At 39.7% G+C, this 24,796-nt stretch carries 18 protein-coding genes; 2 read left to right on the top strand and 16 right to left on the bottom strand.

Annotated elements, in window-relative coordinates; genetic code table 11:
* Positions 1–2: 2 nt before the first annotated feature.
* Complete coding sequence (locus tag H5200_RS08645) at positions 3–416, top strand: SufE family protein (RefSeq protein ID WP_182761321.1); 414 nt, start codon at positions 3–5, stop codon at positions 414–416.
* Here the strand turns inward: H5200_RS08645 and tcdA are convergent.
* From tcdA to H5200_RS08610, 7 genes are read right to left on the bottom strand one after another with little or no spacing between them, the layout of a single operon-like run.
* Positions 413–1,213, bottom strand: a complete 801-nt coding sequence (gene tcdA / locus H5200_RS08640; RefSeq protein WP_182761320.1) for a tRNA cyclic N6-threonylcarbamoyladenosine(37) synthase TcdA — start codon at positions 1,211–1,213, stop codon at positions 413–415. The two genes, H5200_RS08645 and tcdA, sit on opposite strands and share 4 nt — an antisense overlap.
* Complete coding sequence (locus tag H5200_RS08635) at positions 1,214–1,888, bottom strand: TIGR01621 family pseudouridine synthase (protein ID WP_310737044.1); 675 nt, start codon at positions 1,886–1,888, stop codon at positions 1,214–1,216.
* A gap of 3 nt (positions 1,889–1,891) precedes the next feature.
* Positions 1,892–2,650 carry a 3-deoxy-manno-octulosonate cytidylyltransferase gene (gene kdsB, locus H5200_RS08630; RefSeq protein WP_182761318.1) on the bottom strand — a complete coding sequence of 253 codons (759 nt, stop codon included), beginning with the start codon at positions 2,648–2,650 and terminating at the stop codon, positions 1,892–1,894.
* Positions 2,638–2,835: a Trm112 family protein gene (locus H5200_RS08625; RefSeq protein WP_182761317.1), complete on the bottom strand. Its 198-nt coding sequence runs from the start codon at positions 2,833–2,835 to the stop codon at positions 2,638–2,640. The genes kdsB and H5200_RS08625 overlap by 13 nt, the downstream gene beginning before the upstream one ends.
* The gene (lpxK, locus tag H5200_RS08620; RefSeq protein ID WP_182761316.1) at positions 2,825–3,805 is read right to left on the bottom strand and encodes a tetraacyldisaccharide 4'-kinase; all 981 of its coding nucleotides are present in this window, start codon (positions 3,803–3,805) and stop codon (positions 2,825–2,827) included. The genes H5200_RS08625 and lpxK overlap by 11 nt, the downstream gene beginning before the upstream one ends.
* Entirely contained in the window at positions 3,802–5,547 is a 1,746-nt protein-coding gene (msbA, locus tag H5200_RS08615) for a lipid A export permease/ATP-binding protein MsbA (RefSeq protein ID WP_182761315.1), read from the bottom strand. Before msbA ends, lpxK begins: the two co-directional genes overlap by 4 nt.
* Positions 5,548–5,605: 58 nt before the next feature.
* The gene (locus tag H5200_RS08610) at positions 5,606–7,639 is read right to left on the bottom strand and encodes a DNA internalization-related competence protein ComEC/Rec2 (RefSeq protein WP_259399193.1); all 2,034 of its coding nucleotides are present in this window, start codon (positions 7,637–7,639) and stop codon (positions 5,606–5,608) included.
* 225 nt (positions 7,640–7,864) lie between these two features.
* Here H5200_RS08610 and H5200_RS08605 point away from each other — a divergent pair, with 225 nt between their 5' ends.
* Complete coding sequence (locus tag H5200_RS08605; protein WP_149981065.1) at positions 7,865–8,374, top strand: DUF2062 domain-containing protein; 510 nt, start codon at positions 7,865–7,867, stop codon at positions 8,372–8,374.
* Positions 8,375–8,485: 111 nt separating this feature from the next.
* Here H5200_RS08605 and H5200_RS08600 read toward each other — a convergent pair whose 3' ends face one another.
* The 9 genes from H5200_RS08600 to H5200_RS08560 all read right to left on the bottom strand — a co-directional run bounded on the left by H5200_RS08600 (position 8,486) and on the right by H5200_RS08560 (position 24,756).
* Positions 8,486–10,219 carry a DUF3466 family protein gene (locus H5200_RS08600; RefSeq protein ID WP_182717872.1) on the bottom strand — a complete coding sequence of 578 codons (1,734 nt, stop codon included), beginning with the start codon at positions 10,217–10,219 and terminating at the stop codon, positions 8,486–8,488.
* A gap of 11 nt (positions 10,220–10,230) precedes the next feature.
* Positions 10,231–12,150, bottom strand: coding sequence for an ABC transporter ATP-binding protein (locus tag H5200_RS08595; protein WP_182717873.1), 1,920 nt, complete (start codon positions 12,148–12,150; stop codon positions 10,231–10,233).
* A gap of 15 nt (positions 12,151–12,165) precedes the next feature.
* Positions 12,166–12,402 (bottom strand): glutaredoxin family protein, encoded by a 237-nt coding sequence (locus tag H5200_RS08590; protein ID WP_149981062.1) that lies wholly within the window; start codon positions 12,400–12,402, stop codon positions 12,166–12,168.
* Positions 12,395–14,512: a bifunctional 23S rRNA (guanine(2069)-N(7))-methyltransferase RlmK/23S rRNA (guanine(2445)-N(2))-methyltransferase RlmL gene (rlmKL, locus tag H5200_RS08585; RefSeq protein WP_145233826.1), complete on the bottom strand. Its 2,118-nt coding sequence runs from the start codon at positions 14,510–14,512 to the stop codon at positions 12,395–12,397. Before rlmKL ends, H5200_RS08590 begins: the two co-directional genes overlap by 8 nt.
* A 90-nt stretch (positions 14,513–14,602) precedes the next feature.
* Complete coding sequence (locus H5200_RS08580) at positions 14,603–15,133, bottom strand: cell division protein ZapC domain-containing protein (RefSeq protein WP_145233823.1); 531 nt, start codon at positions 15,131–15,133, stop codon at positions 14,603–14,605.
* A 120-nt stretch (positions 15,134–15,253) separates the two neighbouring features.
* Entirely contained in the window at positions 15,254–16,264 is a 1,011-nt protein-coding gene (gene pyrD, locus H5200_RS08575; RefSeq protein WP_182717874.1) for a quinone-dependent dihydroorotate dehydrogenase, read from the bottom strand.
* Between the two features lie 114 nt (positions 16,265–16,378).
* On the bottom strand, positions 16,379–21,220 hold the full coding sequence (locus H5200_RS08570) for an NAD-glutamate dehydrogenase (RefSeq protein ID WP_182761313.1): 4,842 nt from the start codon (positions 21,218–21,220) through the stop codon (positions 16,379–16,381).
* 210 nt (positions 21,221–21,430) lie between these two features.
* Positions 21,431–23,755, bottom strand: a complete 2,325-nt coding sequence (locus H5200_RS08565; RefSeq protein ID WP_182757716.1) for an RND family transporter — start codon at positions 23,753–23,755, stop codon at positions 21,431–21,433.
* Positions 23,755–24,756 (bottom strand): YCF48-related protein, encoded by a 1,002-nt coding sequence (locus H5200_RS08560; RefSeq protein ID WP_145233815.1) that lies wholly within the window; start codon positions 24,754–24,756, stop codon positions 23,755–23,757. The genes H5200_RS08565 and H5200_RS08560 overlap by 1 nt, the downstream gene beginning before the upstream one ends.
* Between the last annotated feature and the right edge of the window lie 40 nt (positions 24,757–24,796).

Genomic DNA, 24,796 nt, shown 5'->3' with positions numbered 1-24,796 from the left:
ACATGATTAAAACGTTTAAAGAAATTGCTTTATCGCTTGAGAGATCGCCATCATGGCAACAAAAATACCGTGAAATAATGCTACTAGGTAAACAATTACCAGCTATGCCGGCTGTTTTAAAAACCAGTGATGCCCTTGTGCCTGGCTGTGAGAGTAAAGTTTGGCTGTATTTGGATTTTGATCTTGAAGAAAATTGCCTAGTTATTATTGGTGACTCAGATACCCGCATAGTAAAAGGATTATTAGCGATCATTCTGTCGCTTTATAATGGCTTAACCCCTGAACAAGCTATTAACACTGACGCATTTGCACAGTTTAATCATCTAGGGCTTATCCAGCACCTTAGTCCTTCCAGAGGCAACGGTATTAAAGCCATGGTTGAGCGTATTCAAACCATGGCAGAACAGAAAAACTAACTTTTCACGGTACGTGCGCAGCGATCTAAATATTTACGTATTGATTTTGCTGCGACAAAAAAACCAAAACTTCCGGTTACCATAGTCGCTGAACCAAAACCGTTGTTACAATCCATATTCATGGAGCCATCAGCCCCCTGTTTAGCATGACAAACGCTGCCATCAGTACTTGGATATACCAATTGCTCAGTTGAATAAACACAATCGATGTTGAATTTTCGCTTTGGATTGCTACTAAAGTTGTACTGTTTACGCAAAATATATCGCACTTTTGCCAGTAATGGATCATGGGTGGTCTTTGCTACATCACCAAAAGTGATTTGACTCGGATCAGTTTGACCGCCAGCACCACCGGTGGTGATCACCGGTATTTTGTTACGTTTACAATGCGCTATTAATGCCGCTTTTTCTTTTACTGCATCAATGCAATCTATGACATAGTCAAAACCACTTATATGCTCACGAATATTATCTAAAGTAATAAAATCATCGACAACACTGACCTCACACAGTGGATTGATCAATTCACAGCGGGCCTTCATTGCGACAACCTTTGCTTCACCCACAGTGCCTGTTAATGCATGTATTTGCCGATTCACGTTGGTTGCACAAATATCATCAAGATCAATTAAGGTTATTTTACCAACCCCAGTACGTGCTAGAGCCTCTGCCGCCCACGAGCCCACGCCACCAATACCAATAACACAAAAGTGGGCTTGTTGTAGCCATTCAAATTCAGTGTTGCCATATAATCTTTTGATACCACCAAAACGGATATCGGTTGCTTTTTCACTCATTTACCAATCCAGTTGCCATGGTGTTTGCCAAGGCTGAAAATTTTCATGTTCAATTAATGTTGTAAACTCATCATCGTAATGCGGTAACAAACTAAATTGCTGTAGTTTACCTTGCCACACAAAACTTAGTGCAAAAGCATGTAAATAGGTGCGCTCAGCAGCAGTACCACCGTATATTACATCACCTAAAATCGGCGCAGAAAGGCTTTTTAGCGCGACCCGTAATTGGTGCGTTTTACCCGAGTAAGGCTTTAAAATAAATGCCCGTCTATTGGCTTTAAAATTAATAGAATAAAAGCGAGTTATGGCTGGGTTTTCTTTACTTGTTAATAGCTTATAGGTACTACGGCGTGATTTAGCCATATCCCCTTTGATCCAACCTTGCTTTTTCTTCGGTTTGCAATCACTTATCGCCAAATAAAACTTATTAACTTGATGAGCAGTAAATAAAACTGTCAGCTTTGCAGCCGCTTCACTACTGCGTGCTAAAATTATTAGCCCTGACGTCACTTTATCAAGGCGGTGCACAGCATATAACTTTTCTGCCAGTTGGTGCTCAGCGAGTACTACAAACCCAGGGCCTTCTTCACTATGAAAATTAAGCCCGGCAGGTTTTTCTATAATATAAAAATCAAGATGCTTTGCTATAACCTTGAGTAATGTGAACGTGTTCACCACTTAATTACTTTGCAGTATAGCAATTACACGCGCTAAATCATCAGGCGTATCAACCCCTGCTTGCGGTGTTATTTTTGCCTGTTCTATTTTTATTTTATAGCCATGATATAAAACACGTAATTGCTCAAGAGATTCAAGTTGCTCTAATGGGGATGGCGTCAGTGAGATGTATTGTTTAATAAAACCAGCGCGGTATGCATAAATACCCACATGACGTTGAAAATCTTGTGTGTCTAATCCGTTATTTTCACCCGTGTACATATGACTTCGATCATAGGGAATGCTGGCACGAGAAAAGTACAGTGCATTTTTATTTACATCGCTGACGACTTTAACTGCGTTGGGATTAAAGATCTCATCGACATTCTCAATGGCGGCACTCAAGGTCGCCATTGGCGCACTTGAATTAGCAAGTAAAGCAGCAACTTGCGAGACATTTTCAGCGGCTAATAAAGGCTCATCACCTTGTACATTCACTACAATAATATCGTTATTGAGAGATAATAAATCAACAACTTCTGCTAGCCGTTCAGTGCCTGACTGATGATCATCTCGAGTCATTAATACATCATTAGTAAAACCTTTGACAACATCAAAAACCTGTTGGTGATCGGTGGCTATCACGACCTTACTTGCCCCTGACGCCATCGCCTTTTCATAAACATGTTGGATCATCGGTTTGCCACAAATATCAGCAAGTGGTTTACCTGGTAGACGACTCGATGCAAAGCGTGCAGGAATAACGACTACGAATTCCACTTTTCAATCTCTTCTAGGCTCAATTCACGCGCTTCATTTTCTAGTAATACAGGAATATCATCACGAATAGGGTAAGCAAGTTTTGCAGCTGTGCTGATCAATTCATTGTTTTCTTTGTCTAAACGTAATTTGCCTTTACACACTGGGCAAGCAATTATTTCAAGTAATTTTGTATCAAAGGCCATCTAGGATCCCTTTTTCTCTCAGTAATAAGTTAAGTTTAGAAACCACCGCAGGGGATGGCTCTGCGTCAACGGGTAAAAAATACCACGTTGGTTTTGCAAATGAATGACATTTTACCGCATCTTTCTCCGTCATAAACACTATTTCATCATTAAATTTTATGAAATCTTGTGCTGTATAACCATAATGATCTCGAAAATGATGGCAACTTAGCAATGTAATGCCTTGTTGACGTAAGCTATTTTCAAAACGTTGTGGATTACCAATGGCGCTCACTGCGTGACCGGTCAAAAGCGGGACTTGAGTGGCTATATTAGTGGCAACATTTACTAAATCAGCACTTTTTAGCTGATAATTAAACGTGGCGTTCCCCCCATTTTCAATAACTAAGTCAACTGATTTTAAACGTTTTTGTGTTTCTCTCAGTGGCCCCGCAGGCATTAACAAGCCATTGCCAAAACGCCGTTCACTATCAACAATACAGCACTCTATTGTTCTGGCCATTTTATAATGTTGCATACCATCATCGGAAATAATCACATCAAGCTGATAATGCGCAATTAATTGTTTTATATTCGCTTGTCGATCTGGGCCTACAACTACAGGGCAGTCAAGCCTGCGTTGAATAAGTACCGGCTCATCACCTGCCTGAGTCGTGTCGGTATGCTCAGTCACAGTAAGTGGATAGCTATCACTATTACCGCCATAGCCTCGACTAATAATGCCAACCCTTAAGCCACGCTGCTGTAAGTAATTCGCAAGCCAGATCACAAAGGGGGTTTTCCCATTACCACCAACGCTAATATTACCTACCACGATAACTGGCACAGGACTTTGGTATGCCTTCAATAAACCTAGCTTATACGCTAATTTACGCAGATCACTTATAAACCAAAATAATACACTCAGTGGTAAAAGTAATATGGTAATAAAGCTTATTTCTCGATACCAACTTTGTTCTATTTTACTCACCCGTGATCACCAAATTGCATCTTGCAAAGCGCTGCATACGTGCCATCATTAGCCAGTAAGCTAGTGTGATCACCACTTTCTATCACTTGACCATTATCAATAACATAGATGCGGTCGCTTTGTTCGATTGTTGATAATCGGTGGGCAATCACAATAGAGGTTTTATTTTTCATTAATGCTTCTAAAGCTTGCTGGATCAGTTTTTCAGACTCAGTATCCAATGCAGAGGTTGCTTCATCTAAAATCAAGATTGGTGCATCTTTTAATATCGCCCGCGCAATTGCAATTCGTTGGCGCTGCCCGCCTGATAACATTACACCATTCTCACCGACCATGGTATTTAGACCATCGGGTAAATCTTTAACAAATTCCCACACATGTGCTTGTTTTGCTACATTCAATACCTCGTCATCGCTAAGTGAACGTGCAATCCCATAACTGATGTTATTAGCAATAGTGTCATTAAATAACACCACTTGCTGGGATACTAAAGCAAATTGGCGACGTAAATCAGTTAACTTATAATCCGCCAATGGCACACCATCGAGTAAAATCTCACTGGGCGGTTGTAAGTCATAATAACGCGGTAATAAGTTTGAAATGGTTGATTTACCAGAACCAGAACGCCCAACTAACGCAATACTCTCGCCTGCTTTTATAGTGAGCGATAAGTTTTTTAATACAGCTTCTGCTTTCGTTGGGTAATTGAAGGTGACATTTTTAACTTCAATCATACCTTTTACTTTATCTACACTAACTGTACCGACGTCTTTTTCGACCTCTTCATCAAGCACTAAAAAAATACTTTGCGCTGCAGATATGCCACGCTGTAAATCACTATTTACATTAGCTAATTGCTTTAAAGGGCGTAATAACATCATCATCGATGAAATAAGCACCACAAAATCCCCCGAGCTCACTGTATCAATCATTGATGGCATGGAAACCACCCAGAGAATAACGGCCATTGCACTGGCAGCCAAAATTTGAATCACAGATACACTAAGCGCTTTAGTGGCATCCATTTTGATACGCTGCTGACGGTTATGGTTATTAATTTTTGCAAACTGAGTTATTTCTTGCGCTTGACCGCCAAAGCCATGAATAACTTTATGACCACTGAGCATTTGCTCTGAGCTACGGGTAACTTGTCCCATTGCTGATTGAATGTTTTTAGAGATATGGCGAAAACGTTTTGATACAACAGAGACAATAACGGCCACTAAGGGAATTATAACCAAAAAGATTAACGACAGCTTCCAACTGGTATAAAACATCACAGCTAGCAAAAACACCACAAACGCGCCTTCTCTGACCACAATGAGCATCGCTTTGGTGATCGCTTGCTGTACTTGCTCTGTATCGAACGTTATTTTTGAAATCAAATCACCCGTTGAATTTTGATCATGAAATGCAACCGGTAAATGTAAAATATGCTCAAATAATTGCTGACGTAACGAACGGACAACTTGTGAACCCACATAACTTAAACAATAAGACGAGATATAATTAAAAACACCTCGGCCAAATACTAACGCGATGACAACAAATGGCGCGTATTTTAATACTTCAGCGTTGCGTTGATTTAAGCCCTGATCTATAAATGGCTTCATTAGTTGGATAAATAAAGCATCCATCGCTGAGTAACCAATCATGCCAATAACAGCAAAAATGGCAACGCTTTTATAATCCCCCACATACGTCAATAAACGCTTATAAATTTGTGATGTAGTCTGGTCCATAATACTCTCTTATTCATAATCTGTGGCTATTGTAGCCTCCAGTTGCACAAAACTAAACTCAATCTTTTAGAAACCAATAACTTTCATCTTCACGAGCTAGGTTTACTGTGTAGTGATGTGGATAAAATTCAATTTTAACCTGCCCTTTATTCGCTGTTGTATATTGTAAAGCATGCTGTGTAGCATAACGTGCTATAACTTCTGTACGTGGAAATTGCCACTGTCCTTTATATGCCGTTGAATGAATAACAATCTCAGGAGCAACCGCAGCAATAAATGCATCACTCGATGAGGTATTACTGCCATGGTGAGGACTCAGTAATACCGTACTTTTAAGCACCCCTTGCTGCTGGATTAGTTGCGCTTCTCTTGTTGCTGAAATATCACCTGGAAGCAAAACACTGAACCTGCCATCGCTAATGCGCACGACACAAGAGTTATCATTATCAGTTATTAAATGCTGTGCTGGCTCGCTCACGATAATGGTTAAGTCATAAAAACTATATTCGCCCGCTCTGCAAACTTGCTCTGGCCCATTTGGTTGTAGCAATTTAAAAGTATGCTGATAACCTTGCTCTAACCAATGGATAAGCCCTCCAGCATGGTCTTTATCCATGTGGCTGATGAGCGCAACTTCCGCCTCAATGCCGTTTCTTTTTAAATAAGGTATTAAGGTGCTGTTGACCCGCGTAAATGTATTAAAATAAATTGGGCCAAGATCATAGATAAAACCTTTACCTCGATTACTGACTAACACCATGGTGCCATGACCGACATCGAATACATTTAGCTGCCAGCGCGGTTTGGTCAGTAAATAATGATCGAGTACAACCAGTAATAATGGTATGCATGCCAATAAACGCCAGGGCAAAAAACACACAATTATTGCTGTAATGTAGCTACTAATAAGCCATTGCTGGCTAAAATTTGTGGTATCAAACCAACGAAAATCAACCGGGATCAACAATAAGAGTTGATAAATATGTTGTAATAATGAATCAAACACACTAATCAACCCACTAATATCAAAAAACACACTAATTGCAGAAAACATTACTAAGCAAGGCATGATAATTAAACCAAGTAATGGGATAGCCACTAAATTAACAACTAAGCCAATTACACTGACCCCATTAAAATAATAAAGTGATAATGGTAGTAAACCAATAAACAATGCAAGCTGTAGAATAATAAGTGTTTTTATGATGGCTAAAAAGCCGGAGCTGGTTACGGTTATAACACTAAAAACCCAAAAGATAATTGCCACCGCAGTGAATGAAAAATAAAGTCCCGGATTAAGTAAACTAAATGGATCAATAAGTAATACACATACCAATGCAAACAAGATAAATCGCCAGCGTAGTGCCTGCTTAGCAAAGTAATAAATAACTAAATAACACCCTAGCATGATCAGCGCACGCGTTGCAGAGACGATAAAACCACTTAAGTACACATAACTAAAAGCAAGCACAAATCCACCTAAACTATAAATAAGTGACAAATTGATCTGCTGTGTAGTTGGTTTAACCACAAAAATAAAAAGGCTTGTTAAATAGCGAGTTATAAAAAAACCGATACTAAACATCAAGCCAATGTGTAATCCCGAAATAGCCAATAAATGGCTAATACCAAATTGCTGTAATTCTTGCTTTTGTGAAAAACTCATAGCACTGCGGTCGCCAGTCATTAGCGGATAAAACAGCCAATTTAGCGAGTTATGCTGGTAGGTATGTTTGATAAAATTACGGTATTTTTCAATTAGCTCAAATTCATGGTTGTTCGATATTTCGATAATACTACCAACTTGCTTGCCTTTAAAAAATAGTCGCTCACTAAATGCGTAACGCTCTTTATCAAACACATCATAATTTTTTTGGCTGCGATATTTTTCTAATTCAAGCCACGTTGTAACGTGATCACCTACTTTGAGTCTCTGGTCGTTTTTTAAAGTGAGCAATGCAAAAGGAGGCTTAATATTTGATAGAGGCTGATTATCTATCTCATTGAGCTGAACTTTTAAATAATAGTTATCACGCTGAGAAATAACTTCAACAATCGTAATATTACTTAGATGTGGTTTATTTTCATCCAAAGCCAAGCTGGAAATTGCATAAAAGCTGGAAAAATGTCCCCATACACACAAAATTCCACAAATAAAACCTAACAATACACGGTAAAACGGCTTAAAATAGGCACTCGCAATTAACAGAGATAACGCGAAAACTGTAAATACAAGGGTCTGATAATAATAAACGGTTATAATACAACCAACGACAAACCCAACGCTTAACCAAACAGATGTAAATGGTTGCTTTAAATGGCTAAAAAAACGATCCAACGGTTTTTACCCGATCACAATAAAGTTAAACATCATAAATATTTAAAAATTTTTGGTCGTTTACTCCACGATGCTAATCTATGGCATTTAAATCGTCGCTCAGCTCGTGGGGCATTTTCAGTCGGTTTATTCTTCGCTTTCATCCCTGTTCCTTTTCAGATGGTGCTTGCTGCTGCGTTGGCTATTCCATTACGAGTAAATCTACCTATTTCTGTCGCCGTAGTATGGATCACTAACCCGCTAACCATGCCACCTATTTTTTATTGTTCGTATTTAATTGGTACGTTAGTGTTAGGGCAGCCGGAGCAACATTTTGCATTTGAACCAAGTTGGCAGTGGTTTATGGAAAGCTTAACCACCATTGGTCCTGCTTTTTTAGTTGGCTCGCTTATTTCTGCCTGTGTTGCCTCAATAATAGGCTATTTCGGTGTTGATTTACTATGGCGACGCTCAGTGCGAAAAGCATGGTTAAATCGTCATAAAAAATAACTGTTTCAATTTAAAGTATAGACAAAAAAAACCCTGCTTAGCAAAGCAGGGTTTTTTATTTTAATACTAAGTGACCGTTAATGCTGGATCACCTAGCAATAATTTCAATACTTATCGCAATATACGACGCAGACCAACTAACGGTAGTAACAATAACGTATACCAAGGGGAACTAGACGATTGACGTTCATAAGTTTCCGTTTCAGGAGCTGAACAACTATCAATAGTCCCGTTAATAGGAGATAACTTCACTGGCACTGCAATACTTTCGTATTCTATTTCACCATTGATATCTCGTACAACACCGCCTAATGAATCAGTTTTTTCGACCGTTTTAGTAGCAACACCAAAAATTTCGTTTTTATTGTTAATCACTTTAGCTTCTGCAACAACATAACCGTAACGTGTTTCACCATCTGCTTCGTAGCAAGGCAGTAAATCATTTATGTTTGTAATCGCATCTTCACCAATCTTGTACAGGAAACCTTCGCGGCGACGCGCACCAACATTAAATAGGTCAGTTTCACCTTCACCAACAATATAACCATTGTCATTAATATCATTGGCAACTGAGCTGGAGCTATTAAAGAAATCCGTTGGGAATACAGTACTATTACTGGCAACATCATGATAAAAGAATTTTTGACGATCTGAGCCATCAATTCTCTTTATTCCATAACCAACAATCGTATTATTATTATTAATTGCTACTGCCTTACCACCTGTCCAATCATCTTCTTGATTGAGCATTTCAACAACGTTTCCGTCTTTGTAATAAACAGGCAACGATCTAATTGTTGACGATCTGTTATTATCACGAATGTCAGAGTAACCGGCAACAATACCATTACTATTAACGGCAAGTGCATTACTTATAAATGCAAACCCATCATCATCTTCTGGTGTAAGACCCAAACCAAGCGGTTCAGTTTTAGTAATGTTTAAATTTGTATCAAGTGTCCACTTAACTGCACGGGTATCGAACAATCGTGATGATGTGCTTCTATACAAATTCTCAATACAAACACTGACAGGTTCATCTTCACCATCACAATTATCATCAATATTTTCTTGTCTATCAACTGGGATCCCTGTTGATACTTGCCCAACGACAATATAACCGGTGTTTGTTTTAACGATATCGTTGGCTGAACTTAAGCCACCAAATTCCGCATACTCTGGCACTAATGGCACATTTAAACCCGATGGCGATACAACAATGCCCCGAGAAATAAAATCACGCACGAATCGTGTTTCTTCTTCACTTTCACCCTCAGGAAGAAAGCTAGTTTTCTCATAAGGTGCACTGCCCCAACCCGCAGTAACACCGTCTTCTGCTACTGCATTATAATTATTGCTAACGGAGCGTGTAAGGCCATCATAATCAACTGATGCAACATCAAAAAGAACTTGTTCTTGCGCTTCACCATTTAAAACATTGTAACCGATGATATTAGCCAATTTTTGATATTCTGAGTTGTTAGCTTGTGCTGATAAAAATGAAAGCATAAAACTGTGTGCATCTGGGTTAGTCGCCGCTGCATTATTATTTTCAATATCATCTAGAGTAAAGGTAATTTGCTTATCAATTAACTCGAAATTATTTTCTTGCTGATCGTATGCCCTTTCGATTAGGCTATCAGTAAAATCTATATAGCTAACATCAATAGGTAAATTGTAAATACCGTTAGCAACGCCGATTATATTGCCACTTTCGCTGACATCTTTAACGTAGTTATGCTTTGCTTCGTCTAAAGAACTCAGCTCTGTTAACTGATACGTGGCACTGAGTGCCGATGTACTCATCGTAGCTAAAATACTAGCCGCGAGTAATTTATATTTCATTTTAGTCCTTACTACTGATTCTTTAAATCTTCAAGTTCTTCCCAGCGCTCCAGAGCGGCTTCAAGGTCAGACTCAAGTTGTGCTAAATGGTTCAATTCTTTGGTTGTCGCACTGGCATCTTGTTTAAAGAAATCAGCGTCATTAACCACAACTTGCTGTGCTTCTAATGCTTGTTCAAGTTGTTCCAGCTTACTGGGTAATTGTTCTAATTCAAGTTTTAATTTGTAAGAGAGTTTATTACTTTTGTTATCTGCTTTAGCCACAGGAGCTGGTGCAACGACTGCTTCTTTTTTAGCAGGTGTAGTTAGCTGTTTTTTTTGTTCCTGTGCTAAATAATTAGCATAGGCTTCATAATCACTGTAACCACCGACAATATCTGTAATTACCCCATTACCTTCAAATGCCCAAACACTGGTACAGGTATTATCAATAAACTCACGGTCATGGCTTACAATTAACACAGTTCCCTGATACTGATTAATAATATCCTCTAACAGCTCAAGGGTTTCTATATCTAAATCATTGGTTGGCTCATCAAGCACAAGAATATTTGATGGTTTTAAAAATAGTTTAGCTAATAATAAGCGATTTTTTTCACCGCCAGAGAGTGCTTTAACTGGTGTACGAGCACGCGCAGGTGGGAATAAAAAGTCTTGTAAATAACCGAGTACATGACGTGAGCGTCCGCCCATCATTACTTCTTGCTTACCTTCGGCAACGTTATCTTGTACGGTGGCTTCTTCATCAAGCTTTTGGCGGTATTGATCAAAGTAAGCAAACTCTAAGTTCACCCCTTGCTTAACAATCCCTGCATCAGCTTCAATATCACCAAATAGCAGTTTTAATAAAGTCGTCTTACCAATACCGTTAGGGCCAACTAAGCCAATACGATCGCCACGCATTACTAATGTAGAGAAGTCATTGGCGATAACTTTATCTTTATTAAATGCATGATTTAGATGTTTAGCTTCAAATACTAATTTACCTGAACGGTCTGCAGTTTCAATATTGAAGTCAGTTTTACCCACTTGATCAACACGCTGTTTGCGTTCATTACGTAGCTGTTTGAGCTCGCGGACACGCCCTTCATTACGCGTTCGACGTGCTTTTACACCTTGGCGGATCCACGTTTCTTCTTCTGCTAAGCGTTTGTCAAATAATGCGTTTTGCGTTTCTTCTACTTTTAAATCATGGGCTTTTTGCTCTAAATAAGTAGCATAATCGCCAGGGTATGAAATTAACTTACCACGATCTAAATCAAGAATACGCGTAGCAACTGCACGAATAAAAGCACGGTCATGAGAAATAAAGACAATACCGCCTTTAAACTCTTTTAAGAATTGTTCAAGCCACATCACACTTTCCATATCTAAATGGTTAGTAGGCTCATCAAGTAATAATAAATCCGGCTCACTGACAAGTGCCCGTGCAAGAGCAACTTTGCGTAACCAGCCACCAGAAAGTGATTCAAGTTTGGCTTCTGGTGCTAATTCTAACTGTGTTAATACAAGTTGAATTCTACTATCAAAACGCCAACCATCTGCGGCTTCGAGTTGATTTGATAAACGTTCAAGTTTATTAAGTAGTTTATCTGTGCAGTCAGTTTGTAACTCAGTGCTGACGTGATGAAAGTCAATTAATAAATTTGCAATCTCAGGCATACCTTGAGCAACATAATCAAACACCGAGCCACTAGCCCCTTTTGGTGGATCTTGCTCTAGACGCGATATTTTAATACTACCTAACTGATTTATTTCACCATCATCTAAAATAACTTGGCCATCAAGGACTTTTAGTAACGTTGATTTACCCGCACCATTACGACCAACCACACACACACGCTCACCAGTTTCGATGACGGCATCAGCGTTGTCTAACAGTGGATGCGTACCATACGCGAGTTGAGCTTTAGAAATTCTAATTAAATCCATACTATCTGTTTACTCTTATTCTGTTTGCGTAAAAAACTGACGCACATCTTGCGCAGTGAAAGGCCAAAATAATTGCGGGCCTTGATCGCTTTTTAAAACGGGTATACTGGTCTGATATTCTGTAATTAATTCTTCATCACTCATAATATCAACAAGCTGTAACAGATCATCACCTAACAACGGCGTGATCAAGCTCTGCGCTTGCTCACATAAATGACAGCCATCGGTATGATACAAAATCCACTTAGCCATGGGTTATCAACCAGCTATTATGTATTTTTTTATTGCGTTTAAAGTCAGGAGAAATCGTCTGCTCTGAAATATTAACAGCTTTTAAGCCTAAGCCAATCAAGCCAACTTCATCCATGGTGAAGCCACGCATATTATTCGAGAAAATCAACGTGCCAGATGGACTGAGGATTTTTTTGACCCATGTCAGTAATTTAATATGATCATTTTGTACATCAAAAGCATCTTTCATGCGTTTTGAATTTGAAAACGTTGGCGGATCTAAAAAGATCAAATCGTATTGGCTTGTGGCATGCTCAAGCCACTTCAAACAATCAGCTTGTTCGAAACGATAACGAGTATTGCTAATATTGTTCAGGTCAAAGTTATCTTGGCCCCATTTTAAATAGGTTTTCGATAGATCAACCGTGGTTATCGCTTTAGCGCCACCCAGAGCTGCATGTACAGAGGCTGTCCCTGTGTAGGCAAATAAATTCAAGAAGCGTTTATCTTTGGCATTTTCTTGGATATAACGACGAGCAAGACGGTGGTCTAAAAACAAGCCAGTATCTAAGTAATCAAATAAATTGACTTTAAACTTCGCGCCAAACTCCTCAACTACTTGAGTACGATTTTGCTTAGCCATTGGTGTGTATTGCTCTTCACCTTTTTGCTTTTTACGTACTTTTACAGCAATATTTCCAGGTGCGATATTGAGCTGCTGTGAGGTTAACGAAATCACGTCTTGTAAACGTTTGTGCGCTGTTACATCGTCAATTTCTTTCGGCGCAGCGTACTCAAATATTACCGCTGAATCACCATAAATATCAACGGCTACATTGTATTCAGGAATGTCAGCATCGTAGACACGATAGGCCTGCACATCATTTTGTTTGAGCCAATTTTTCAGGCCTTGCTTATTCTTTTTAACCCGATTAGCAAACGACATTGAACCTTCAAAGTTCAATGCAGGCTTATCTTCAGTTGTTTGGCTGACTTGTTTGTCATCAAGTTGATATAAATTAAGTACCACATCAAGTGGACCATTTTTAAATTTATAACGCTTGAGTTTCACCAGCTTTAATAATTTAAATAAACTCTCATCCATGCCTAGTAGGGCAAGTTTCCAGTTATTAAAATGTTTTTTAAAGCCTGTACCTAAAGCACTGTGTAAACTTACCAACTCAGCCATCGAACCAATACGTTCACCATACGGTAAATTTGAAATAACCACACCTGGTAATTTTGCCACTGAGGTAAGCTTAGTTGCATCGCTTTGTTTAAACTTGATCACATCACCTAGATCAGCTCTACGAGCATTATCTACTGCTTTGCTTAGTACATTAGCGTCATTGTCATGGCCAATAAGCCATAGTTTAGGATCTGTAATTTGTGCTGTAAGCTGCTCTTTTAACTCTTTGTATTTAGCAATACGGAAACTTGGTAAGCGCTCAAATGCAAATCCCTCACGGAATAAACCCGGCGCTTCATTACGCGCCATGCCAGCAGCTTCAATCAAAATAGTACCTGCACCACAGCAGGGATCAAATAGCGGCTGTTGAACATTGTCAAGCCAACCACTGCGTTTGATCAGTGCTGCCGCTAAATGCTCTTTAATAGGTGCCTTACCTTGACCTTCTCGATAACCACGTTCAGATAAACGCGGTCCTGAATAATCGATATACATGGCCACACCTTGACGCGATAAACGCGCAACAACGCGTACATTGGCATCTTGTTTATCAACGTTTGGCCGCTGTTCAAATAAATCATTAAAATAATCAACAATCGCATCTTTGATCACTAAACCTGAGAACTGGGTATTTTTAAGTGAGTCGTTGGTACCATTAAAGTCGACTGCAAAAGTTTGCGTTGGACCAAACCATTCCTGCCAAGGCTGTGAGCGAGCAAAATTGTAAAGGCTTTCTTTATTATTTACGCCCTCTTTCTCTTCGATCAACATCAGCACTCGTGTCGCGAAGCGGCTCATTAAACAGACCTTTTGTGCTAATGTAGTGTCGGCGTCAAAACGCACAGAACCGACTGTTTGTTTGGTCACCGTAGCGCCAATGTCAGTAAGTTCATCAACCAATAAATTTTCGATTCCGATAGAAGTAAGTGCGATAAAATGCAAAGTAATAACCCTTAATAGCTAATTGCGCGGGATTATAACATAGGTTGGGCGACAAACACGCGATAAACAAAGGAACTACAAAAAATATGCTTAGGCTGTTTTACTGTTTTGTGCGTGGTTATAAATTGGATGGACACGATTGTTAAGTATACGAATAGCTTCAAATTGATTAAGGCTTAAGTTTTCATCAAGCTTAAAATGCTCAGATAGACAAATGCATAAAGAGGCTTCTTTACAGTGGTCAACAATCAAAAACTCACCACTTTGTTCGCTAGTTTGCAATTTTATAACGGCTTCTATACTGGGCTCATTGCCTTTGTAGGGTTCGAAAAACCAACTTTTTGCCAGCATTGGCTTTAAATAAAATTTAGCTGCTGTCGCATTGAGCGCAATTTGACATAGCTGCGCGCCATTCCAAAGATTAAATCCAGCAAGATATTGGTAAACCTGCTGATAAAAGGCGGCATCTTCTAAACTAAAGTTAGGTTGGGTTAAAATAGCATCGGTGAGTTGACGTAGTTTATAAGGCGTGCACAGCTGCATATCTTGATCTAAATCGATCAATAAACGATTTCTTACTGGACAAGCAATCCATTTCCACTGCTTTGATGCTTGTAACATGCGTTCCCTACGCCCCTACTAATTAATCTTATGAATATTGTAGTATAGCGGCTTTTGACCAATTAATATATATTTCTTTAGAACATTTATTGAACGATCAAAAGCTTAAATAACGGATCCTTATAAGCCTTGCAGGATCGTTTTTACCAATTGCGGTCCTTTATATATAAATCCAGTGTATACCTGTACAAGATCCGCTCCTGCTGATAATTTTTCTTTCGCACTGGCTGCATCATCAATTCCGCCCACTCCAATGATCGGCAACTTACCTGCGGTTAAACGTTTTAATTCTTGCACTACATGAGTGGAGCGCTCACGTACTGGCCGACCCGACAGGCCTCCGGCTTCATCAGCATATTGTTGTCCATGCACCGCAGCGCGCTCTAAGGTAGTGTTCGTCGCTATTACACCATCGATGTTGTTATTTAATAATGATTCACTAACTTGAGCTATTTGCACAGCATCAAGATCTGGGGCAATTTTTACTAGCATCGGCACTTGTTTATTATGTTTGGCGATCAAATCAAGCTGCTCATTTTTAAGGCTTTGCAATAGATCATCCAGTGCAGCACCATATTGCAGATCGCGAAGTCCAGGCGTATTTGGTGATGAGATATTGACAGTAATATATGAGGCATGTTCAAACACTTTGCGCATACAGTGGATGTAATCGTCTTTACCTTGTTCATTTGGGGTATCTTTATTCTTACCAATATTGATACCTAGAATGCCGTCGTATTTAGCAGCCTTAACGTTATTAATTAGGTTATCAACACCTTTATTATTAAAGCCCATACGATTGATAATTGCATTTGACTCCGGCAGACGGAAAATACGCGGCTTGTCATTACCGACTTGTGGACGAGGTGTCACAGTACCTACCTCAATAAAGCCAAAACCCATCTTTGCAAACGCATCAATGCATTCTGCATTTTTATCAAGGCCAGCTGCTAATCCTACTGGGTTTTTAAACTGTAAACCTAAAAATTCGACTGGACGATCTGCCACTGATTGCGACCATGCAGCACTGAACGGGGTATTGTTAAAACGGCGCAAGTTATGAAGTGCAAATTCATGGGCCCATTCCGCATCACGGGTGAACATAAAACGGCGAGCAAGATCGTAAAACATGAAATAATCCTCTTAATAAAAAAATACCCCAGACTAGGCTGGGGTATTGTATAACAATTTTAACGATTAACTCATTATTTTCATGTGGGAAAATAATCAGTCAGTATCAATTGCTTATTTTGCAGATGTATCACAGTTATGACTAAGTAGCATAAGTTCACGTAATGCAACTGAGAACTTAGCAAAATCATGACTTTGTGAAGTCTTAAATTCAGCTAACATTTGCTTCCAGCGTTGTAGTAACAAATCTTGGCTGTCCATCCACTGATCAATTTGACCGTCAACATCTTTGTTATCACCAGCAAAGTTATTTAAAACAACTTCAGATAGTGTACGTTGTTGCCAATCAAGTTCTTCACGGTATGAAGCGCGGGCCAATGCTTGCCAATGATTCGCCACTGGCTGATGAGTAATTTGGTCAAGGAACCAATGCAGTCCCATCCGTGCACCTAGTTTGAAGTAGGTATTAGATACCATATCAATACTACGCCCTGAATTTGCAGCAACTTCTGCTAAGTCCATTACTGAGAACAAGCTAGAGAGCGATACAATACGTGTTGCAAGCTCAGCTGGCACTGCACTTTCAATAAGCTTGTCTGCGGCAGCAGATAAACGTTCACTTTCTTTTTCAACCATGTAGGTAGTTAAGTTTGCACTTAAATCAGCGAAGGTCGGTGCAAAGAAGGCAATTGTTTGCTCAATATTTTGCGCTTTATTGCGATGACGTAAGAACCAACGCGTTGCACGGCGTACTGTACGACGTAATTGATACAACATTTCAGTTTGCACTGCGGCTGGGATCTTGTTATCAAGATCAACAATTGCAGACCACGTATCACGCATTTGGAATACTTCACTGGCAACAGAGTAACATAACGCAATTTCAGCTTCGTTTGCGCCAGTTTCTTCATGCATACGTACCATGAAGTTCAGACCCATATCGTTAACGATATTATTAGCTAATTTAGTAGCAATAATCTCTTTACGCAGTGGGTGATTATCCATCGCAGTATTGAACTTTTCACGTAGTGGTAAAGGGAAAGACTTCACTAATAGCTGACGATAATATGGATTTTCTGTGATGTCGTCAGTCACGAGTGACTCTTTAAGTACCATTTTAGCGTAAGACACAAGCACCGATAACTCTGGGCGAGTTAAATCTTTACCCGCTGCAGCGCGTTCTGCCAACTCTTCATCGCTTGGAATAAATTCAATTGCACGATTTAACTTGCCATCTTTTTCAAGGGCATGAATAAAGCGTACTTTTTCTTTAAGCGTTGATGAGCCTTTTGATTGCGTAATTGACAGTGTATGCGTTTGACGATAACAGTCTTTCAGTACCAGTTGTGCAACTTCATCGGTCATTGAATACAGTAGTTCATCACGTTGTTTACGCGTTAAATCACCGGCAGTAACTAAACCATTAAGTAAAATTTTGATATTTACTTCGTTATCAGAACACGCAACTCCACCTACGTTATCAATGAAGTCAGTATTAACGCGACCGCCTTTAGCAGCAAATTCAATACGTCCTAATTGGGTTGCACCTAAGTTGCCACCCTCACCGAGTACTTTTGCACCAAGCTCACTACCATTGATACGTAGGGCGTCATTTGCACGGTCGCCTACATCTGCATCGCTTTCTTTACTGCTCTTAATGTAAGTACCAATGCCGCCATTCCATAATAGATCGAATTCCATCATTAAGAATGCTTTGATCAGCTCGTTTGGTGTCATGCTGGCTTTTTTAGTGCCCAACATTTTTTTCATTTCTGGCGTTAAAGTGATTGATTTAGCCGCACGTGAGAACACCCCGCCGCCCGCTGAAATCAAGTCTTTGTTGTAGTCTTCCCACGATGAACGAGGTAAGTTAAATAGGCGCTCGCGCTCTGGGTAAGACGTCGCTGAATCTGGGTTTGGATCAACAAAGATATGCATGTGGTTAAATGCCACTTGTAAACGGATATGCTTGGATAACAACATACCATTACCAAATACATCCCCAGCCATATCACCAATTGCAACTACCGTAAAATCAGTTGTTTGTGTATCAATGTCCATTTCGCGGAAATGACGTTTAACCGATTCCCATGCACCTTTGGCTGTAATACCCATTTTCTTATGGTCATAACCTACTGAACCACCTGATGCGAATGCATCACCTAGCCAGAAGTTATATTCATTGGCAATGCCATTGGCAATATCAGAGAAAGTGGCTGTACCTTTATCAGCTGCTACAACCAAATATGCATCATCTTCATCATGACGAGTTACATCAACCGGCGGCACAATTTCACCTTGGATAATGTTATCTGTGATATCTAATAAACCACGAATGAAGATTTTGTAACACTCTTGGCCTTCTTTGAAGAATGCGTCACGATCCGTTGGCAGTTGTTTACAAACAAAGCCGCCTTTTGAGCCTACAGGTACAATAACTGTATTCTTTACTTGTTGTGCTTTAACTAGACCAAGTACTTCCGTACGGAAATCTTCACGACGATCTGACCAACGCAGGCCACCACGCGCAACTTTACCACCACGTAAATGCACACCTTCTACACGTGGAGAATAAACAAATATTTCAAATGCCGGTAATGGCAATGGCATATCTGGAATTAAGCTTGGATTTACTTTGAACGACACATAAGACTTAAACTGACCTATGTCATCTTTTTGGAAGTAGTTAGTACGCAGCGTAGCAATGATCATATCGACGTATAAACGAATAATACGGTCATCATCTAAGTTAGCAACGTTTTCAAGTTCTACATAAATTTGTGCAATTAGCTTATCAAGCGTTTTAACACTGGCAGGGCTTTTAACAGAGAACTTTTTAGCAAATAAATTAACAATTTGCGAACCAATGTGCGGGTAATTAGCTAATGTGCTCTCGATGTAGGTTTGCGAAAAAGTAACCCCAACTTGGCGCATGTATTTTGCATAAGCGCGTAAAATTGACGCTTCGCGACCAGTTAAGCCACCCATTAGCACTAAACGGTTAAAGCCGTCATTTTCTAAACGGTTACTCCACACACTAGTAAGTGCGGCACGAAAACGTGCTGATACTTTATCGAAATCTGCAATACCTTTGCTATCAAGTAGCATTGAGAAATCCATGATCCAGTTGATACGGCCATCGCTGGTTTTAACCGAATAAGGCGTTTCACCAATGACGCGCAAGCCAAAGTTTTCAAGCATTGGCATAACGTCTGATAAATGGATTGGCTCATCTTTGTGGAATAAGCTCAAACGTACAATGTTGCTGTTCGCTTCTTCTTGCGGACGGTAAAACAACATTTCAAGCTTGTTATCGTCATTCAATAGTTCAAGCTTTTCAATATCAACAACAGCGGCACTTGGCAGTACTTCATCTTTGTAAGAACGAGCAAACGCATTACAATATTTGCGGTTTAATTCGTTACCACGTGCTTCACCAGCAGACTCTAACAGTGCTGATTGTAATTTATCTTCCCAAGTACGAGCGGCTTCTACTAAATTATTTTCGATGTCTTTCACGTTATATTCTATATTGTTGTCAGTCACACGCACGGTATAATGAGTACGCGCCAGTGTAGACTCAGAGAAGAAGGTAGTAAATTCGACTTTATCGTCTGAATTAAATGCATTGCCTAAAATATCTTGTGTTTCACGGCGCAGCGCTGTGTTATAACGCTCACGTGGTACATAGACCATGCAAGAGAAAAAACGACCATAGGCATCTTTACGCACAAATAAGCGACACATATCGCGCTCTTGTACTTGTAAAACACCCATTGCAACTTCAAGTAACTCGCTTTCACGGGCCTGAACAAGTTCATCACGCGGATAGGTTTCAAGAATATTTAATACCGCTTTATAAGCATGAGTGCCTTTGGCAAAATCACACATTTCCATGATGCGATTTATTTTACTTTTTAAAACTGGCACATCAGCGGCGCTGTTGTTATAAAAACTTGATGAAAACAACCCGATGAAACGGTCTTCGCCAATCACATTCCCCTCATCATCAAAACGTTTAATCCCTACATAATCTATGTATGCTGGGCGGTGTACGCGTGATAACGAATTGGTTTTTGTAAGGATCAACAGGTTATTGCTACGGGCTTCTTGACGGGCAACTTCTGGTAATTCAGATAACAGGCGAGAATGCTCTTCGGTTGAATTCTTCATTAAACCTAAGCTGCTCTCGATTTTACCTTTGAGCTGGTAATCGCCTTGTACTGGCGACAAATCGTATTGGCGATAGCCCATTAATGTGAAATTATCTTTTACTAACCAATCTAAGAATTCAACAGTCTCTGCGACTTCACTTGCATTGTTGTTATGGTTACGTTTTGGTAATTCTTTACTGACCGCAATTAACTTTTTGCGGATCGGTTGCCAATCTTCTACCGCAGTAGACACATCGTTCAACACTGACTCAAGCTCTTTTTTGAACGAGTCAATCACTGAAGAATCTGTTTGGCGATCAATTTCGATAAAAAACACTGTTTTTGTAGAGCTAGACTCTTGTTCGGCTTTTAAATTTGATAAAGCCGAAATTTTAGCGTTTTTATCGCGTTGAATCTTAAGTGGGCTGTGTAATAGCAAATGAGATGCGATATTTTCGCGGGTCATCGCCATACGAACAGAATCAACTAAAAATGGCATATCTTTAGCGATAATTTCGACGATTGTGTGTGATGACTGCCAGCCATCTTTTGCTACTTCAGGATTGAAAACGCGGATCACCGCATCATCAGAGGTATTTTTTTCTAGCGAGTTCCATAGGCTAAGTGCAGCGCCATATAAGTCACTATCATTGCGATGTGCCAAATCTTCTTTAGACATATTGCTGTACAAGGATTTGGCGAATTTCTCAACGAGTAACACATTATCAGCGTGAACTTTTTTCTGGATCAGCTTACAGACATTATCTAAGATAACCGAGGCTTGCCCTTCATTTCGTGTCATTACATGTTCCTTAAATCTATACCACCTACTTAGATGGAAAATTTGTACAGCAATTTATTGTGTGGAGTCAGGCAAATTCTAACCCTTTTAAAATTAATAAACAGCCCTTTCGATGAAAACATTTTAAGCATTTCAGTTATTTGGTCATCTATTCACAAATTATAGATATAAATGGCCTTTACAGGCCATTTAGGAGCAAAATTATTCACATTATTTTTTCTGGTCAGTCCAGATCAAACTACCAATTGCTGGTAAAAGTAATACTGCGCCAAGCATATTGACTAAAAACATGAAGGTTAACAATATTCCCATGTCCACTTGGAACTTAAGATCAGAGAAAATCCAGGTGCTCACACCAATAGCTAACGTGATACCGGTAAATAACACCGCACTACCACGCTCAACGAGTGCATTACGATACGCCACTGGTAAGGCAACACCTTGCTTTAATTGCCCCATCATCGATGACAAAATATAAATCCCATAATCCACCCCAATACCTACACCTAGTGCAATCACTGGCAACGTTGAAACCGTCAGACCGATTTCAAGTTGTACCATTAAAGCTTGCGCAAGAGTCGATACAATATACAAGGGTAACACTACCGCTATGGTCGCTTTTACACTCTTAAAGCTAATCAAGCATAAAATAATAACTGCACCATAAACGTATAACATCATAGGTAATTGTGCAGCAGAAACTGATTCATTCGTCGCAGCCATGACGCCGACAGGCCCTGAGGCCAACTTAAACTGCAGCATATCGGTTTGTTCTTCAATGGCAAATTGCTTAACACTGGCAATGATATGTTCAATGGTCTGCGCTTTATGATCATCTAAAAAGATAATCACTGGCATAACTGAACAATCACCATTGAGTAAACCGGTACTGGTTTCGACTCGTGAGGTAGATTGCACCAAACTTGCCGTATTACGAGGCAAACTTTGCCATTTTAAATTACCTTCGTTATACCCGGCATTAACCGACTGCGCTACTGAGCTTAGGGATACTGCTGATTGAACACCTGCTAAGTTTTCAACTTTATATTGAAAACGACTAATGCGATCCATTACGTCGTGCTCTGTACATGCTGCAGGGTAAGCTTCGACAATCACTTTTAGAATATCGGATGAAATTGTATATTTGTCCGATATTAAAAAGGTATCTTGGTTATAACGGGCATCTTGATGCAATGACGGTGCACCTGCATGTAAATCGCCGATATGCATTTTCCCTGCTTGCCAATAACCTACAGCAAACAATACTAAGGTGCAGCCAATAATGATTTTCGCGCATTTTGGATCCGTGGCTTTGACTAACAGATCACGAATTGAATCAAGTAAGTTTGGTTTTTCGCTGTTGCCTGATTGAATATGAACTGTGTTTTCAAAGCGCATATACGATGCCCATACTGGCAATAAAATCAAATTAGTAAAAATAATAACAGCCACACCTAAACTTGCTGTGATAGCCAGTTCACGAATTATACCTATATCTATGGTTAGTAACGTCAAAAAGCCGACCGTGTCTGACAGCAATGCAATACCACCGGGTATTAACAGCGATCTAAAACTAGCCTGACAGCAAAGACGCGTATTACTGCTTCCTTCGGCGACTTTTTTACCTATTGCATTGATCATCTGTACGCCATGACTTACGCCGATTGCGAACACTAAGAATGGTACTAGAATCGACATTGGATCTAGGCCAAAGCCTAGGCTCGACAATATCCCTAACTGCCAAACCACGGCAATAATTGAACAGGCTATAGGTAAAATAGTGAGCTTGATGCTGCCGCAAAATAACCACACCATGATGAAAGTAAACGCGATAGCAATAGCAAAAAATAACACAACCCCTTTCGCACCTTCGGCAATATCACCGGCCATTTTGGCAAAACCAATAATGTGGATACTTACTTTATCAGTGCTCAATGGCTCTCGAATTTCGCTTTCTAGCTTTTGTGCAAACGCTAACGTATCTAATTTTTCTTGCGTTTGCGGATCAGTTTCCATCAACTGCGCGGTCACCATCGCACACGAATAGTCAGAGGCAATCATCCTACCTACGACTTTCGCTTTTTCGATATTCTCTTTAACAACCGCTAAACCTCGTTGATCAGCAGTAAAATTGGCGGGAATAATTGGCCCACCCGCAAAGCCGTCTTCAACAACTTCGACAAAACGTGCACTGGGTGAAAAAATTGAATTCACTAACGGACGATTCACCCCAGGAATAAAATATAACTGATCATGAACGGCTTTTAATTGGGTGAAAAACTCAGGATTAAAAATATCACCGCTATCATCACACACTGAGATCAAAATACTATTTGCGCCACCAAATTGCTTTTCATGCTTTAAATACACTTTCATATAATCATGATTAAGCGGAATATTTTTATTAAATGAAGCATCAAGTTGGATTTGTGTGGCTTTAAAACCTAAAAAACATGTTATTAAAATAAAACTTATCACCATCATTAATCGATGACGAAAAACTGCTTTCTCTAAAAAATTGACGATTGTGTGCATTATGGAGCCATCCCCTTCACTTTAATGCCATTTTCTGATGCCATAACCAATTGATTTTCAAAAATAACGGCATCAAGAATTGCTTTACCATCCGCTAACTGCTCAATAGTAAGTTGATTATTTTTATAGTGGAAAATCACACCGCTGTTGGCAAGTAACAACCATTGATTATCACCGCTAGCGATAATACTATTGATTGTGGCGGTTTTATTATTACTTATTGGTTGCCATTGCTCACCTACCTGACGGCTAAAAATATTGCCTCTTAAACCCGCGACTATTTCTTGCCCTTGTTCATCGCTGGCATAAGCAAAAAAAGAACCACGGTAGATTTCTTCATCGCGTTGCCATGTTTTTCCGTTGTCTGTACTGTGCGCTAACAACCCCATTTCGCCCACTAACATAAGTTTATCTTTTGTTGTGACAATACGATTAAAGTGCGGCAATATTGATGCAGTTTCGGCTTCATAGCCTTGAGGATCGGATTCTTTTAAATCATTTAAGTAATCTCTATCATCAGCAAATAATAAAGAATCTAGAAAACGTTTTTGCCAATGTTTGCCACCATCACTGGTTTCATAAAACATACCATAGGCACCCACAGCAAAGCCGTGGAGCTCACTGGTAAATAAAATATCTAAGCAAGGTTTATCTAATTGCGTGTTCACTTGTTGCAACTGCCAGTTTGCACCTCCATCATTGGTATGAATAATAGTCGCATCATGCCCGCAAGCCCAACCGAGTTCACTGCCACTAAAAGCAACCGCCGTTAATAACACTTGCGTTGGAACGCTCGCTTGTTGCCAATTTTTTGCATTACTGCTGGTAATTATAGTGCCATGTTTTCCAACAGCGACCAGTTGCTTTCCTGTGTATTCAATATCAGTCAACAGGGTTTTATCTGCTTTAGTTGCGACAATTGCAGCAAGTGGTTCAGCTGCAATAGAAAGAGTTGAAAGGCTCGCCACAGCGGCAAGACCTGCATAAAGCATGTACTTCATAAATTAAAATCGCCTTGAAAAGAATGTGTTTGTCGGTATA

The organism is Pseudoalteromonas sp. SG43-7 (genome assembly GCF_014164295.1).
GTDB lineage: Bacteria > Pseudomonadota > Gammaproteobacteria > Enterobacterales > Alteromonadaceae > Pseudoalteromonas > Pseudoalteromonas rhizosphaerae.
This window is presented reverse-complemented; position numbering and strand designations above follow the sequence as displayed.